This is a genomic window from Pseudomonas sp. AU11447 (assembly GCF_001672555.2).
Lineage (GTDB): Bacteria > Pseudomonadota > Gammaproteobacteria > Pseudomonadales > Pseudomonadaceae > Pseudomonas > Pseudomonas nitroreducens.
Window position 1 is genome coordinate 1 of the sequence record NZ_LZDG02000034.1, and the last position, 13,535, is coordinate 13,535.

The window sequence follows — 13,535 nt, forward strand, 5'->3', positions numbered from 1 at the left end:
GGTAATGCCGGGCGACAACGTGAAAATGGTTGTTACCCTGATCGCTCCGATCGCCATGGAAGATGGCCTGCGCTTCGCGATTCGCGAAGGCGGTCGTACCGTTGGCGCCGGCGTGGTTGCCAAGATCATCGAGTAATCGCTGATCCGCTCCAGAAAAAGGGACCCTTCGGGGTCCCTTTTTCGTTGAGTTGGTTAAATATTGACACCCCCCAGGCGCATCCGTACAATTGCGCCTCCTTTTAACGGGCGGAGTCCGTCCGTTGGGAATGGCAACTTGGAGTCTGAGGTCAAATGCAAAATCAACAAATCCGTATTCGGTTGAAGGCTTTTGATCACCGCCTGATCGACCAATCTACCCAGGAAATCGTGGAAACCGCGAAACGTACTGGCGCTCAGGTGCGTGGTCCGATTCCTCTGCCGACCCGCAAGGAACGTTACACCGTGCTGATTTCCCCGCACGTCAACAAGGACGCTCGTGACCAGTACGAAATTCGTACCCACAAGCGTGTTCTCGACATCGTTCAGCCGACCGACAAAACCGTCGACGCGCTGATGAAGCTCGACCTTGCTGCTGGCGTCGAAGTACAGATCAGCCTCGGCTAATGCCTTCGGCATTGGTCGTGTAACGCTCTGAAATGGGCGGCCATAGCGGGTGAAAGCCCCGTACACTAAAGAGGTTCTAAAGATGACAATTGGTGTTGTCGGTCGTAAGTGCGGCATGACCCGCATCTTCACCGAAGATGGTGTCTCCATTCCGGTCACGGTCATTGAGGTCGAGCCGAATCGCGTCACCCAGTTCAAAAACGAAGAAAGCGATGGCTATCGCGCTGTGCAGGTAACTGCTGGCGAGCGCCGTGCTTCTCGCGTGACCAAGGCGCAAGCCGGTCACTTTGCCAAGGCGAATGTCGCCGCCGGTCGCGGCGTGTGGGAATTCCGTCTGGGCGAAGAGGAGTTCAAGGCAGGCGATTCCATCTCTGTCGATCTGTTCCAGGCAGGCCAGCTGGTAGACGTTACCGGCGAGTCCAAGGGTAAAGGCTTTGCCGGTACCATCAAGCGCTGGAACTTCCGTGGTCAAGATAACACCCACGGTAACTCCGTTTCCCACCGCGTCCCGGGTTCCATCGGCCAGTGCCAGACTCCTGGTCGAGTGTTCAAGGGCAAAAAAATGTCGGGCCACATGGGTGCTGAGCGTGTAACCGTTCAATCCCTTGAGGTCGTGCGTGTCGATGCAGAGCGCAATCTGCTGCTGGTCAAAGGTGCCGTTCCTGGCGCTACCGGTGGTGATGTGCTGGTGCGTCCGGCAGCCAAGGCTCGCGGTTAAGAGAGGAAGCTGAGATGCAACTGAATGTAAATGGCGCTCAGGCGATCGAGGTTTCCGAGCGTACTTTTGGTAGCGAATTCAACGAGACCCTGGTTCACCAGGCAGTCGTCGCCTACATGGCTGGCGGTCGTCAGGGCACCAAGGCTCAGAAAACTCGTTCCGAAGTCTCCGGTGGTGGCAAGAAGCCGTGGCGTCAGAAGGGCACTGGTCGTGCTCGTGCTGGCACCATCCGTAGCCCCATCTGGCGTGGCGGCGGCGCGACTTTCGCAGCCAAGCCCCAGGATCACTCCCAGAAGCTCAACAAGAAGATGTACCGCGCTGCTCTGCGCTCCATCCTCTCTGAGCTGGTTCGTCTGGATCGTCTGGTTGTCGTTGCCGACTTCGCTGTCGATGCACCGAAGACCAAAGGTCTGGTCAGCAAGCTGGAAGGCCTGGGCCTGAAAGATGTACTGATCGTCACCGAAGGCGTCGATGAGAACCTGTACCTGGCAGCTCGCAACCTGGCCCACGTCGATGTACGTGACGTTCAGGCTTCCGATCCGGTCAGCCTCATCGCCTACGACAAGGTGCTGGTCACCGTGTCTGCCGTGAAGAAGTTCGAGGAGCTGCTGGCATGAACCAGGAACGCGTATTCAAAGTGCTGCTGGGCCCGCATATCTCCGAGAAGGCCACCGGCCTGGCGGACGGCAACAGCCAATTCGTTTTCAAGGTTGCCACTGATGCAACCAAGCTGGAAATCAAGAAGGCCGTAGAAAGCCTGTTCGGCGTGAAAGTACGTCGCGTCACCACCCTGAACGTTCAGGGTAAGACCAAGCGTACCGTTCGCGGCCTGGGCAAGCGTAACGACTGGAAAAAAGCGTACATCGCTCTCCAGCCGGGCCAAGATCTCGATTTCGCAGCTGGCGCTGAGTAAAGGGGTGCATCATGGCAATCGTTAAATGCAAACCGACTTCCGCTGGTCGTCGTTTCGTCGTCAAGGTAGTGAACCAGGACCTGCACAAAGGTGCTCCGTTCGCTCCCCTGCTCGAGAAGAAGTCCAAGTCGGGCGGCCGTAACAACAACGGTCGTATCACCACCCGTCATATCGGTGGTGGCCACAAGCAGCACTATCGTCTGGTCGACTTCCGCCGCAACAAGGACGGCATCCCTGCCATCGTTGAACGCGTCGAATACGATCCGAATCGTACTGCTCACATCGCTCTGCTGAAATACGCGGACGGCGAGCGTCGTTACATCATCGCCCCCAAAGGCGTGGTGGCTGGCGATCAACTGATCTCCGGTATCGGCGCTCCGATCAAGGCCGGCAACAACATGCCGCTGCGCAACATTCCGGTGGGTAGCACCATCCACGGTATCGAACTGAAGCCTGGCAAAGGCGCTCAGATCGCTCGCTCCGCTGGCGCCTCGGCTCAGCTGGTTGCCCGTGAAGGTGCATACGTAACCGTACGTCTGCGTTCCGGTGAGATGCGTAAAGTCCTGGCTGACTGCCGTGCGACCCTGGGCGAAGTCTCGAACTCCGAGCACAGCCTGCGTTCGCTGGGTAAAGCCGGTGCCAAACGCTGGCGTGGCGTTCGCCCGACCGTTCGTGGTGTTGCCATGAACCCGGTCGACCACCCGCATGGTGGTGGTGAAGGTCGTACCTCTGCTGGTCGTCATCCGGTATCGCCGTGGGGTCTTCAGACCAAGGGTAAGAAGACTCGCGCGAACAAGCGTACCGACAACATGATCGTCCGTCGCCGCAAGTAAATAGAGGGATACGACAGTGCCACGTTCTCTGAAAAAAGGTCCTTTTATCGATCTTCACCTGCTGAAGAAGATCGAAGTGGCGGTAGAAAAGAACGACCGCAAGCCGATCAAGACCTGGTCGCGCCGTTCTATGATCATGCCGCACATGGTTGGTCTGACCATCGCTGTCCACAACGGCCGTCAACACGTGCCGGTTCTGGTCAACGAAGACATGGTCGGTCACAAACTCGGCGAGTTCGCTGCTACCCGCACTTATCGTGGGCACGCTGCGGACAAGAAAGCCAAGCGTTAAGGGGTAAGGAAGATGGAAGTAGCCGCTAAGCTCTCGGGCGCTCGTATCTCCGCCCAGAAAGCCCGCTTGGTCGCCGACCAGATCCGCGGGAAGAAGGTGGGCGACGCGCTCAACCTCCTGGCTTTCAGCAACAAGAAAGCCGCCGAGATCATGAAGAAAGTGCTGGAGTCGGCCGTGGCCAACGCCGAGCACAACGAAGGCGCCGATGTAGACGATCTCAAAGTCTCCACCGTCTTCGTCAACGAAGGTCGTTCGCTCAAGCGCATCATGCCGCGTGCCAAAGGCCGTGCTGATCGCATCGTCAAGCGGTCTTGCCATATCACTGTCAAGGTTGCGGACAAGTAACGGAGTCGATCAGATGGGTCAGAAAGTACATCCCAATGGCATCCGCCTGGGTATCGTCAAGGAGCACACCTCCGTTTGGTACGCAGATAAGCGCACTTACGCCGATTATCTGTTCGCCGACCTGAAGGTACGTGAGTATCTCCAAGACAAACTAAAAAGCGCGTCCGTAAGCCGTATCGATATCCATCGCCCGGCTCAAACCGCACGCATCACCATCCACACCGCTCGTCCCGGCATCGTGATCGGCAAGAAAGGTGAAGATGTTGAGAAGCTGCGTCAGGACCTGACCAAGCAAATGGGTGTGCCTGTGCACATCAACATCGAAGAGATCCGCAAGCCGGAACTCGACGGTATGCTGGTTGCGCAAAGCGTAGCTCAGCAGCTGGAGCGTCGCGTTATGTTCCGTCGCGCCATGAAGCGCGCTGTACAGAACGCCATGCGCATTGGTGCCAAAGGCATCAAGATCCAGGTAAGCGGTCGTCTGGGCGGCGCTGAAATCGCTCGTACCGAGTGGTATCGCGAAGGTCGTGTGCCCCTGCACACCCTGCGTGCCGACATCGACTATGCAACCTACGAAGCGCACACCACCTACGGTGTGATCGGTGTGAAGGTTTGGATCTTCAAAGGCGAGGTCATTGGTGGCCGCCAGGAAGAGCTGAAGCCCCAAGCGCCCGCTCCTCGTAAAAAAGCTGCTAAGTAAGGAGTACGCAAATGCTGCAACCCAAGCGTACGAAGTTCCGCAAGCAAATGACCGGTCACAACCGTGGCCTGGCTCATCGCGGTTCTAAAGTCAGCTTCGGCGAGTTCGCCCTCAAGGCAACCAGCCGTGGCCGTCTCACCGCGCGTCAGATCGAGTCCGCACGTCGTGCGCTGACCCGTCACGTAAAACGTGGCGGCAAGATCTGGATCCGCGTATTCCCCGACAAGCCTGTTACCAAGAAGCCCCTGGAAGTACGTATGGGTAAAGGTAAGGGCGGCGTCGAGTACTGGGTAGCCCAGATTCAACCGGGCAAGGTCCTGTACGAGATCGAGGGTGTATCCGAAGAGCTGGCGCGTGAGGCATTCGCCCTGGCTGCTGCAAAGCTGCCGCTCGCCACCTCCTTTGTTAAGCGGACGGTGATGTGATGAAAGCGAATGAACTTCGTGAAAAATCCGTTGAGCAGCTGAACGAGCAACTGCTCGGCCTGCTGCGCGACCAGTTCAATCTGCGCATGCAGAAAGCAACTGGCCAGTTGGGGCAGTCTCACCTGCTCTCGCAGGTTAAGCGCGATATCGCTCGCGTGAAAACTGTGCTCAACCAGCAAGCAGGTAAGTAATCATGGCTGAAGCTCAGAAAACCGTCCGTACGCTGACTGGCCGCGTCGTCAGCGACAAGATGGACAAGACCGTTACCGTTCTGATCGAGCGTCGCGTCAAGCACCCGATCTACGGCAAATACGTGAAGCGTTCGACCAAACTGCACGCCCACGACGAAACCAATCAGTGCCGCATTGGTGACCTGGTCACCATTCGCGAAACTCGTCCGCTGGCCAAAACCAAGGCCTGGACCCTGGTTGATGTCGTCGAGCGCGCGGTTGAAGTCTAAGGGTCGGAGATAGAAGATGATTCAGACTCAATCCATGCTCGAAGTCGCTGATAACAGCGGCGCGCGTCGCGTAATGTGCATCAAGGTACTCGGCGGTTCGCACCGCCGTTACGCCGGCATTGGCGACATCATCAAGGTCACCGTCAAGGAAGCAATTCCGCGTGGCAAGGTGAAGAAGGGCCAGGTAATGACTGCCGTGGTCGTTCGCACCAAGCACGGCGTACGTCGTACCGACGGTTCCATCATTCGCTTCGACGGCAACGCCGCCGTCCTGCTGAATAACAAGCAGGAGCCGATCGGCACCCGTATCTTCGGGCCGGTGACTCGTGAACTTCGTACTGAGAAGTTCATGAAGATCGTCTCCCTTGCCCCTGAAGTGCTGTAAGGAGTAGCCGTCATGCAAAAAATTCGTCGTGACGACGAAGTCATCGTCATTGCCGGCAAGGACAAGGGCAAGCGTGGCAAGGTGCTCAAGGTTCTGGCTGACGACCGTCTGGTCGTTGGCGGTGTGAACCTGGTCAAGCGCCACACCAAGCCCAACCCCATGCTCAACCAGCAAGGCGGGATCGTCGAGAAGGAGGCGCCTCTGCACGTCTCCAACGTCGCCATCTTCAACGCTGAAACCAACAAGGCTGACCGCGTTGGTTTCAAAGTCGAAGACGGTAAGAAGATTCGTGTCTTCAAGTCGACCCAGAAACCGGTTCAGGCTTGAGGGAGCTAGGTAGATCACCATGGCACGATTGAAAGAAATTTATCGGAAGGAAATCGCTCCCAAGCTGAAGCAAGAGCTTCAGCTGGCGAACGTGATGGAAGTTCCGCGCGTTACCAAAATCACCCTGAACATGGGTCTTGGCGAAGCTGTCGGCGACAAGAAAGTCATCGAGAGCGCCGTAGCTGATCTGGAAAAGATCGCGGGTCAGAAGCCGGTTGTGACTTACGCTCGTAAGTCCATCGCTGGCTTCAAGATTCGTGAAGGCTGGCCGATCGGCGTGAAAGTCACCCTGCGTGGCGATCGCATGTACGAGTTCCTGGACCGTCTGCTGTCGATCTCCCTGCCGCGCGTTCGTGACTTCCGCGGTCTGAATGCCAAGTCCTTCGACGGCCGTGGCAACTACAGCATGGGCGTCAAAGAGCAGATCATCTTCCCGGAAATCGATTACGACAAGATCGATGCCCTCCGCGGTATGGATATCACTCTGACCACTACCGCGCGTTCGGATGATGAAGGTCGTGCCCTGCTGCGCGCCTTCAAATTCCCGTTCCGCAACTGATTGGAGTAGGACCATGGCTAAAGAGAGCATGAAGAACCGTGAGCTGAAGCGTCAGCGCACGGTAGCCAAGTACGCCAAAAAGCGTGCCGAGCTGAAAGCGATCATCGTTAATCCGAGCACCACTGCGGAAGATCGTTGGAATGCCCAGGTCGCCCTGCAGAAGCAACCGCGTGACGCGAGCGCCAGCCGCCTGCGTAACCGTTGCCGTCTGACCGGTCGTCCGCACGGTTACTACCGCAAGTTCGGCCTGAGCCGTAACAAGCTGCGTGAAGCGGCAATGCGCGGTGACGTACCGGGCCTGGTGAAAGCCAGCTGGTAAGTGCTAGACGGAGTCGGCAACGGCTCCGTTGATCGCTTTGCGAAGCAAGCCCCCTCGTGGGGCTTGATTCGTTTTTGAGCGATCTCTAGAATACCCGGCTCCCCCGAGCCCGGGTTTAGATCGTCCGGCGTTTTGAGGGCGAGTTATGAAGTTGAAGGCTTATCTTTTGTATCAGGAGCATTAAGCCCATGAGTATGCAGGACCCGTTAGCAGACATGCTAACTCGCATCCGTAATGCCCAGATGGCTGAGAAGACCGTCGTGAGCATGCCGTCTTCCAAGCTGAAAGCGGCAGTCGCCAAAGTCCTCAAGGACGAAGGTTACATTGCGGATTTCCAAGTCACCGCCGAGGCCAAGCCTCTGCTGTCGATCGAGCTGAAGTACTTCGAAGGCAAGCCTGTCATCGAGGAAGTGAAGCGAATCAGCCGTCCTGGCCTGCGCCAGTACAAATCCGTAGACCAGCTGCCGAAAGTTCGCGGCGGCCTGGGCGTTTCGATCGTCTCCACCAACAAAGGTGTGATGACTGACCGTGCTGCCCGTGCCGCTGGCGTCGGTGGCGAAGTGCTCTGCACTGTGTTCTAAGGGGAATCAGCATGTCTCGCGTTGCTAAGAACCCCGTCATTCTGCCTGCCGGCGTTGAAATCAAGCTGGCTGGTCAGGAACTTTCGATCAAGGGCGCCAAAGGTGCTCTGGAGCTGAAAGTACATCCGTCCGTCGAAGTCATTCAGGACAACGGTGAGCTGCGTTTCGCTGCGCGTAACGGCGACCAGCAGACCCGTGCCATGGCCGGTACCACCCGCGCTCTGGTCAACAACATGGTGATCGGCGTCAGCCAAGGCTTCGAGCGCAAGCTCCAGCTGGTTGGTGTTGGTTACAAAGCGCAGGCCAAAGGCCAAGTGCTGTCCCTGGCTCTCGGCTTCTCCCACCCGGTTGATTACGAACTGCCTGCCGGCATCGTCGCGGAAACCCCCAGCCAGACCGACATCCTGATCAAGGGTATCGACAAGCAGCTGGTTGGCCAGGTTGCCGCGGAAATCCGCGACTTCCGTCCGCCGGAGCCGTACAAAGGCAAGGGCGTGCGTTACGCCGACGAAGTCGTCCTTCGTAAAGAAGCCAAGAAGAAGTAGGGCATAGCAAATGAGCGTCAAGAAAGAAACCCGTCTGCGCCGCGCTCGCAAGGCTCGCCTGAAGATGCGCGAACTGGAAGCCGTACGCCTCTGCGTGTACCGCTCCTCCCAGCACATCTACGCCCAGGTCATTGCAGCCGACGGCGGCAAGGTCCTGGCCAGCGCCTCGACCCTGGACAAGGAACTGCGCGAAGCTGCCACCGGCAACGTCGACGCAGCCAAGAAAGTTGGTCAACTGGTCGCGGAACGCGCCAAGGCTGCCGGCGTCACTCAGGTGGCGTTCGACCGTTCTGGCTTCAAGTACCACGGTCGTATCAAGGCCCTGGCTGATGCCGCTCGTGAAGGCGGTCTGGAGTTCTAAGTTATGGCAAACAACGATCAAAAGCGCGACGAAGGCTACATCGAGAAGCTGGTTCAAGTGAACCGCGTCGCCAAAACCGTAAAAGGTGGCCGTATCTTCGCCTTCACCGCGCTGACCGTGGTTGGCGATGGCAAGGGCCGTGTTGGCTTCGGTCGTGGCAAGGCGCGTGAAGTGCCGGCCGCTATCCAGAAGGCAATGGAAGCTGCTCGCCGCAACATGATCCAGGTTGATCTGAACGGCACCACCCTGCAGTACCCGACCAAGTCCGCCCATGGCGCCTCCAAGGTGTACATGCAGCCGGCTTCCGAAGGTACCGGCATCATCGCCGGCGGCGCCATGCGCGCTGTCCTGGAAGTTGCTGGTGTGCAGAACGTTCTGGCGAAGTGCTACGGCTCCACCAATCCGGTGAACGTGGTCTACGCAACCTTCAAGGGCCTGAAGAACATGCAGTCCCCTGAGTCGGTAGCGGCCAAGCGTGGCAAGAGCGTCGAGGAGATTCTCTAACCATGGCAACTGTCAAAGTTACCCTGATCAAGAGCCTGAACGGCCGTCTGGCCAATCACAAGGCTTGCGTCAAAGGCCTCGGCCTGCGTCGCATTAATCACACCGTCGAAGTTCAGGACACTCCTGAAAACCGCGGCATGATTAACAAGGCTTACTACCTGCTGCGTGTGGAGGGTTAATCCATGCAACTGAACGATCTGCGTTCCGCGCCGGGTGCCCGTCGCGAAAAGCACCGTCCGGGCCGTGGCATCGGTAGCGGTCTGGGCAAGACCGGTGGCCGTGGTCACAAAGGTCAAACCTCCCGCTCCGGTGGCTCCATCGCTCCGGGCTTCGAGGGTGGTCAGCAACCGCTGCACCGTCGTCTGCCGAAGTTCGGCTTCAACTCGCTGAAAGCCATGGATCGCGCAGAAGTGCGCACTTCCGAACTGGCCAAGGTCGAGGGTGATGTCGTTACCGTGCAGTCCCTGAAGGATGCCAACGTGATTAACCAGAACGTACAGCGTGTGAAAGTCATGCTGTCGGGCGACGTTACTCGCGCGGTCACTCTGAAAGGCATCGGCGCCACCAAGGGCGCTCGTGCGGCTATCGAAGCAGCTGGCGGCAAAATCGAGGACTAAATGGCTAAGCAAGGTGCTCTCTCTGCGCTGAGCAACGGTGGTGGTTTGTCCGAGCTCTGGGCACGTCTGCGTTTCCTGTTCCTGGCGATCATCGTCTATCGGATCGGCGCGCACATCCCAGTCCCGGGCATCAACCCCGATCGCTTGGCGGCACTGTTCCGGCAGAACGAGGGGACCATTCTTAGCCTCTTCAACATGTTTTCCGGCGGCGCGCTGGAGCGCATGAGTATTTTTGCACTGGGGATCATGCCGTACATCTCGGCATCGATCATCATGCAGCTCATGACCGCTATCAGCCCGCAGCTGGAGCAGTTGAAGAAAGAGGGTGAGTCTGGGCGTCGCAAGATCAGCCAGTACACCCGCTACGCGACTCTCGTCCTGGCACTTGTCCAGGCCATTGGCATGTCCATTGGTCTGGGTAGCCAGGGCGTGGCCTTCTCCAACGACTTCGGCTTTTACTTCGTGTCGGTCACCACCTTCGTGGCGGGTGCACTCTTCATGATGTGGCTGGGTGAGCAGATCACCGAGCGGGGTGTCGGCAACGGCATCTCCATGTTGATCTTCTCCGGTATCGTCGCAGGCCTGCCCCGAGCAATCGGTCAGTCCTTCGAGTCCGCGCGTCAAGGTGACATCAACATCTTCGCCCTGATCGCCATCGGCCTGCTGGCCGTGGCCATCATCGCGTTCGTGGTGTTCATCGAGCGTGGTCAGCGTCGTATCGCCGTGCATTACGCCAAGCGCCAGCAAGGTCGCAAGGTGTTTGCCGCCCAGACCAGCCATTTGCCGCTGAAAGTGAACATGGCAGGTGTAATCCCTGCGATTTTCGCCAGCAGCATCCTGCTGTTCCCGGCATCCCTGGGTGCCTGGTTCGGTCAGTCGGAAGGCCTGGGTTGGCTGCAGGACGTCGCGCAAGCGATCGCGCCTGGTCAGCCGCTGAACATTCTGCTGTTTAGTGCAGGGATCGTCTTCTTCTGCTTCTTCTACACAGCGTTGATGTTCAACCCGAAGGACGTGGCGGAAAACCTCAAGAAGTCCGGTGCATTTATTCCGGGTATTCGTCCGGGTGAACAGTCTGCTCGCTACATCGATGGCGTGCTGACCCGTTTGACCATGTTCGGTGCCCTGTACATGACGGCTGTGTGCCTGCTGCCCCAGTTCCTGGTCGTAGCTGCCCACGTTCCGTTCTACCTTGGCGGGACCTCGTTGCTGATCGTGGTCGTGGTTGTGATGGACTTTATGGCCCAAGTACAATCGCACCTCGTTTCTCACCAGTACGAATCCCTCATGAAGAAAGCCAACCTGAAGGGCTATGGCAGCGGTCTGCTGCGCTGACCCGTAAGGTTCGAGGAGTCACTGATGAAAGTTCGTGCATCGGTTAAGAAGCTGTGCCGCAACTGCAAGATCGTCCGTCGCGAAGGCGTCGTTCGTGTCATCTGCAGCGCGGAGCCGCGTCACAAACAGCGCCAAGGCTGAGTGTGATTCACGCGTGATAGCCCGGCAGCTAGTGTGCTGCCGGGTTGATTATTTGTTTTTACAGCGCTAATATCCGCGCCCTTTCTTGGCTCCCTGGGCGCCGGGTAGCTGTCAATTGGAGTTTTTCTGAATGGCCCGTATTGCAGGCGTAAACATTCCGGATAACAAGCACACTGTTATCTCGCTGACCTACATCTATGGTGTTGGTCGCACTACCGCACAGAGCATCTGTGCAGCCACCGGCATCAGCCCGGCTGTAAAGATCAAAGAGCTGAGCGAAGAGCAGATCGATTCGCTGCGTACCGAAGTGGCCAAGCTGACCACTGAAGGTGACCTGCGTCGCGAAATCAACATGAATATCAAGCGTCTGATGGACCTCGGTTGCTACCGCGGTCTGCGTCATCGTCGTGGTCTGCCGGTTCGCGGTCAGCGTACCAAGACCAACGCGCGCACCCGTAAGGGCCCGCGTAAGCCGATCCGCAAGTAATCGCTTAGGAATATAGTCATGGCAAAACCTGCTGCTCGTCCTCGCAAGAAAGTCAAAAAGACGGTGGTTGATGGGATCGCACACATCCACGCGTCCTTCAACAACACCATCGTTACCATCACTGATCGTCAGGGCAACGCCCTGTCCTGGGCCACTTCCGGTGGTTCGGGTTTCCGTGGCTCGCGTAAGAGCACTCCGTTCGCTGCCCAGGTAGCGGCCGAGCGTGCCGGCCAGGCTGCTCTGGAATACGGTCTGAAGAACCTTGACGTCAACGTCAAAGGCCCGGGCCCGGGTCGCGAGTCGGCTGTTCGTGCGCTGAATGCCTGCGGTTACAAGATCGCCAGCATCACCGACGTAACCCCGATCCCGCATAACGGCTGCCGTCCGCCGAAAAAGCGTCGCGTGTAATAGGAGACAGTGAGAAATGGCTCGTTACATTGGTCCCAAGTGCAAACTGTCCCGCCGCGAAGGCACTGATCTCTTCCTGAAGAGCGGCGTTCGTGCCCTCGACTCGAAGTGCAAGGCAGAACAAGTTCCCGGCCAGCATGGCCAGCGTCGTGGTCGTCTGTCCGACTACGGTCTGCAGCTGCGCGAGAAACAAAAAGTTCGCCGCATCTACGGCGTTCTGGAACGTCAATTCCGTGGCTACTATCAGGAAGCGTCCCGCCGCAAGGGCTCCACGGGTGAAAACCTGCTGCAGCTGCTTGAGTGCCGTCTGGACAACGTCGTCTACCGTATGGGCTTCGGTTCCACTCGTTCCGAATCCCGTCAGCTGGTGTCCCACAAGACCATCAGCGTCAACGGTCAGACCGTAAACGTGCCGTCCTACCAGGTCAAAGCCGGTGATGTCGTTGCTGTTCGCGAGAAATCGAAGAACCAGCTGCGTATCGCCCAAGCTCTGGACCTGTGCGCCCAGCGCGGTCGCGTTGAGTGGGTCGACGTGGACACCGACAAGAAAGCTGGCACCTTCAAAAGTGTCCCGGCTCGTGCCGATCTGTCCGCCGACATCAACGAAAACCTGATTGTCGAGCTCTACTCCAAGTAAGGGCTAGAAAATAGGTGCATCCATGCAGAGTTCGGTAAATGAGTTCCTGACCCCCCGCCACATCGATGTGCAGGTGGTCAGCCAAACCCGCGCCAAGATCACTCTCGAGCCTCTCGAGCGTGGTTTCGGCCATACCCTGGGCAACGCGCTGCGTCGCATCCTGTTGTCCTCCATGCCTGGCTGTGCGGTAGTCGAGGCCGAGATCGACGGCGTACTCCACGAGTACTCCGCCATCGAAGGTGTGCAGGAAGATGTCATCGAGATCCTGCTCAACCTGAAAGGCCTGGCCATCAAGCTGCACGGCCGTGACGAAGTGACGCTGACCCTGGCGAAAAAGGGCTCGGGTGTGGTGACCGCTGCCGATATTCAGCTGGATCATGATGTCGAGATCGTCAACGGTGACCATGTTATCGCCCACCTGGCTGATAACGGCGCGCTGAACATGAAGCTGAAAGTCGCTCGTGGCCGTGGCTACGAGCCGGCTGATGCCCGCACCAGCGATGAAGACGAAAGCCGCAGCATTGGCCGTCTTCAGCTTGATGCCTCGTTCAGCCCCGTACGTCGTGTTGCCTACGTGGTCGAGAACGCCCGTGTCGAACAGCGTACCAACCTGGACAAGCTGGTCCTCGATCTGGAAACCAACGGCACCCTGGACCCTGAAGAGGCTATCCGTCGCGCCGCTACCATCCTGCAACAGCAGCTGGCAGCGTTCGTGGACCTCAAAGGCGACAGCGAGCCCGTCGTTGAAGAGCAGGAAGACGAGATCGATCCGATCCTGCTGCGTCCGGTCGATGACCTTGAGCTGACCGTCCGTTCGGCCAACTGCCTGAAGGCAGAGAACATCTACTACATCGGTGACCTGATTCAGCGCACCGAAGTAGAGCTGCTCAAAACGCCGAACCTGGGCAAGAAGTCCCTGACCGAAATCAAGGACGTTCTGGCCTCTCGCGGTCTGTCCCTCGGTATGCGCCTCGATAACTGGCCGCCGGCAAGTCTCAAGAAAGACGACAAGGCTACTGCCTGATCGTCGTAGCTACCGAACG

The 13,535-nt window shown here is 58.1% G+C and carries 27 protein-coding genes and 1 pseudogene; all 28 read left to right on the forward strand.

Features of this window, described 5'->3' with window-relative positions:
- Window positions 1–136, forward strand: a pseudogene (locus A6723_RS31205) (elongation factor Tu); the annotation flags it as partial.
- 155 nt (window positions 137–291) lie between these two features.
- Window positions 292–603, forward strand: coding sequence for a 30S ribosomal protein S10 (gene rpsJ, locus A6723_RS10110; RefSeq protein ID WP_003243886.1), 312 nt, complete (start codon window positions 292–294; stop codon window positions 601–603).
- 82 nt (window positions 604–685) lie between these two features.
- Window positions 686–1,321, forward strand: a complete 636-nt coding sequence (gene rplC, locus A6723_RS10115; protein WP_024767389.1) for a 50S ribosomal protein L3 — start codon at window positions 686–688, stop codon at window positions 1,319–1,321.
- A gap of 14 nt (window positions 1,322–1,335) precedes the next feature.
- A complete protein-coding gene (rplD, locus tag A6723_RS10120) occupies window positions 1,336–1,938 on the forward strand; it encodes a 50S ribosomal protein L4 (RefSeq protein ID WP_017521904.1) in 603 nt (200 codons plus the stop codon).
- Window positions 1,935–2,234 (forward strand): 50S ribosomal protein L23, encoded by a 300-nt coding sequence (rplW, locus tag A6723_RS10125; RefSeq protein ID WP_015475322.1) that lies wholly within the window; start codon window positions 1,935–1,937, stop codon window positions 2,232–2,234. The genes rplD and rplW overlap by 4 nt, the downstream gene beginning before the upstream one ends.
- 11 nt (window positions 2,235–2,245) lie before the next feature.
- The gene (gene rplB / locus A6723_RS10130) at window positions 2,246–3,067 is read left to right on the forward strand and encodes a 50S ribosomal protein L2 (RefSeq protein ID WP_024767388.1); all 822 of its coding nucleotides are present in this window, start codon (window positions 2,246–2,248) and stop codon (window positions 3,065–3,067) included.
- 16 nt (window positions 3,068–3,083) lie between these two features.
- Window positions 3,084–3,359 carry a 30S ribosomal protein S19 gene (gene rpsS, locus A6723_RS10135; protein ID WP_017521902.1) on the forward strand — a complete coding sequence of 92 codons (276 nt, stop codon included), beginning with the start codon at window positions 3,084–3,086 and terminating at the stop codon, window positions 3,357–3,359.
- A gap of 12 nt (window positions 3,360–3,371) precedes the next feature.
- Complete coding sequence (gene rplV, locus A6723_RS10140) at window positions 3,372–3,704, forward strand: 50S ribosomal protein L22 (RefSeq protein WP_015475325.1); 333 nt, start codon at window positions 3,372–3,374, stop codon at window positions 3,702–3,704.
- A 13-nt stretch (window positions 3,705–3,717) separates the two neighbouring features.
- The gene (gene rpsC, locus A6723_RS10145) at window positions 3,718–4,404 is read left to right on the forward strand and encodes a 30S ribosomal protein S3 (protein WP_024767387.1); all 687 of its coding nucleotides are present in this window, start codon (window positions 3,718–3,720) and stop codon (window positions 4,402–4,404) included.
- Between the two features lie 11 nt (window positions 4,405–4,415).
- On the forward strand, window positions 4,416–4,829 hold the full coding sequence (rplP, locus tag A6723_RS10150; RefSeq protein WP_009617163.1) for a 50S ribosomal protein L16: 414 nt from the start codon (window positions 4,416–4,418) through the stop codon (window positions 4,827–4,829).
- The gene (gene rpmC, locus A6723_RS10155) at window positions 4,829–5,020 is read left to right on the forward strand and encodes a 50S ribosomal protein L29 (protein WP_003093720.1); all 192 of its coding nucleotides are present in this window, start codon (window positions 4,829–4,831) and stop codon (window positions 5,018–5,020) included. The genes rplP and rpmC overlap by 1 nt, the downstream gene beginning before the upstream one ends.
- Before the next feature lie 2 nt (window positions 5,021–5,022).
- Window positions 5,023–5,289 (forward strand): 30S ribosomal protein S17, encoded by a 267-nt coding sequence (rpsQ, locus tag A6723_RS10160; RefSeq protein ID WP_024767386.1) that lies wholly within the window; start codon window positions 5,023–5,025, stop codon window positions 5,287–5,289.
- 16 nt (window positions 5,290–5,305) lie between these two features.
- The gene (gene rplN, locus A6723_RS10165) at window positions 5,306–5,674 is read left to right on the forward strand and encodes a 50S ribosomal protein L14 (protein ID WP_017521901.1); all 369 of its coding nucleotides are present in this window, start codon (window positions 5,306–5,308) and stop codon (window positions 5,672–5,674) included.
- 12 nt (window positions 5,675–5,686) lie between these two features.
- Window positions 5,687–6,001 (forward strand): 50S ribosomal protein L24, encoded by a 315-nt coding sequence (rplX, locus tag A6723_RS10170; protein WP_024767385.1) that lies wholly within the window; start codon window positions 5,687–5,689, stop codon window positions 5,999–6,001.
- 19 nt (window positions 6,002–6,020) lie between these two features.
- The gene (gene rplE / locus A6723_RS10175) at window positions 6,021–6,560 is read left to right on the forward strand and encodes a 50S ribosomal protein L5 (protein WP_017521899.1); all 540 of its coding nucleotides are present in this window, start codon (window positions 6,021–6,023) and stop codon (window positions 6,558–6,560) included.
- Between the two features lie 13 nt (window positions 6,561–6,573).
- A complete protein-coding gene (gene rpsN / locus A6723_RS10180) occupies window positions 6,574–6,879 on the forward strand; it encodes a 30S ribosomal protein S14 (protein ID WP_024767384.1) in 306 nt (101 codons plus the stop codon).
- 188 nt (window positions 6,880–7,067) lie between these two features.
- Window positions 7,068–7,460 (forward strand): 30S ribosomal protein S8, encoded by a 393-nt coding sequence (gene rpsH / locus A6723_RS10185; RefSeq protein WP_015475331.1) that lies wholly within the window; start codon window positions 7,068–7,070, stop codon window positions 7,458–7,460.
- Between the two features lie 11 nt (window positions 7,461–7,471).
- Window positions 7,472–8,005: a 50S ribosomal protein L6 gene (gene rplF / locus A6723_RS10190; protein ID WP_015475332.1), complete on the forward strand. Its 534-nt coding sequence runs from the start codon at window positions 7,472–7,474 to the stop codon at window positions 8,003–8,005.
- A 10-nt stretch (window positions 8,006–8,015) separates the two neighbouring features.
- Window positions 8,016–8,366, forward strand: coding sequence for a 50S ribosomal protein L18 (rplR, locus tag A6723_RS10195; protein ID WP_017521897.1), 351 nt, complete (start codon window positions 8,016–8,018; stop codon window positions 8,364–8,366).
- 3 nt (window positions 8,367–8,369) lie between these two features.
- Window positions 8,370–8,870, forward strand: a complete 501-nt coding sequence (gene rpsE, locus A6723_RS10200) for a 30S ribosomal protein S5 (protein ID WP_009617173.1) — start codon at window positions 8,370–8,372, stop codon at window positions 8,868–8,870.
- 2 nt (window positions 8,871–8,872) lie between these two features.
- Window positions 8,873–9,049 (forward strand): 50S ribosomal protein L30, encoded by a 177-nt coding sequence (gene rpmD / locus A6723_RS10205; RefSeq protein WP_009617174.1) that lies wholly within the window; start codon window positions 8,873–8,875, stop codon window positions 9,047–9,049.
- 3 nt (window positions 9,050–9,052) lie between these two features.
- Entirely contained in the window at window positions 9,053–9,487 is a 435-nt protein-coding gene (gene rplO, locus A6723_RS10210) for a 50S ribosomal protein L15 (RefSeq protein ID WP_045215310.1), read from the forward strand.
- Window positions 9,488–10,819: a preprotein translocase subunit SecY gene (gene secY, locus A6723_RS10215; protein ID WP_024767080.1), complete on the forward strand. Its 1,332-nt coding sequence runs from the start codon at window positions 9,488–9,490 to the stop codon at window positions 10,817–10,819.
- A 24-nt stretch (window positions 10,820–10,843) separates the two neighbouring features.
- The gene (gene rpmJ / locus A6723_RS10220) at window positions 10,844–10,960 is read left to right on the forward strand and encodes a 50S ribosomal protein L36 (protein ID WP_014854209.1); all 117 of its coding nucleotides are present in this window, start codon (window positions 10,844–10,846) and stop codon (window positions 10,958–10,960) included.
- A 130-nt stretch (window positions 10,961–11,090) separates the two neighbouring features.
- The gene (rpsM, locus tag A6723_RS10225) at window positions 11,091–11,447 is read left to right on the forward strand and encodes a 30S ribosomal protein S13 (protein WP_024767079.1); all 357 of its coding nucleotides are present in this window, start codon (window positions 11,091–11,093) and stop codon (window positions 11,445–11,447) included.
- A gap of 18 nt (window positions 11,448–11,465) precedes the next feature.
- The gene (gene rpsK / locus A6723_RS10230; RefSeq protein WP_003093689.1) at window positions 11,466–11,855 is read left to right on the forward strand and encodes a 30S ribosomal protein S11; all 390 of its coding nucleotides are present in this window, start codon (window positions 11,466–11,468) and stop codon (window positions 11,853–11,855) included.
- Window positions 11,856–11,871: 16 nt separating this feature from the next.
- Window positions 11,872–12,492 carry a 30S ribosomal protein S4 gene (gene rpsD / locus A6723_RS10235; RefSeq protein ID WP_054906702.1) on the forward strand — a complete coding sequence of 207 codons (621 nt, stop codon included), beginning with the start codon at window positions 11,872–11,874 and terminating at the stop codon, window positions 12,490–12,492.
- A gap of 22 nt (window positions 12,493–12,514) precedes the next feature.
- Window positions 12,515–13,516: a DNA-directed RNA polymerase subunit alpha gene (rpoA, locus tag A6723_RS10240; RefSeq protein ID WP_024767078.1), complete on the forward strand. Its 1,002-nt coding sequence runs from the start codon at window positions 12,515–12,517 to the stop codon at window positions 13,514–13,516.
- The last annotated feature ends 19 nt before the right edge of the window (window positions 13,517–13,535 follow it).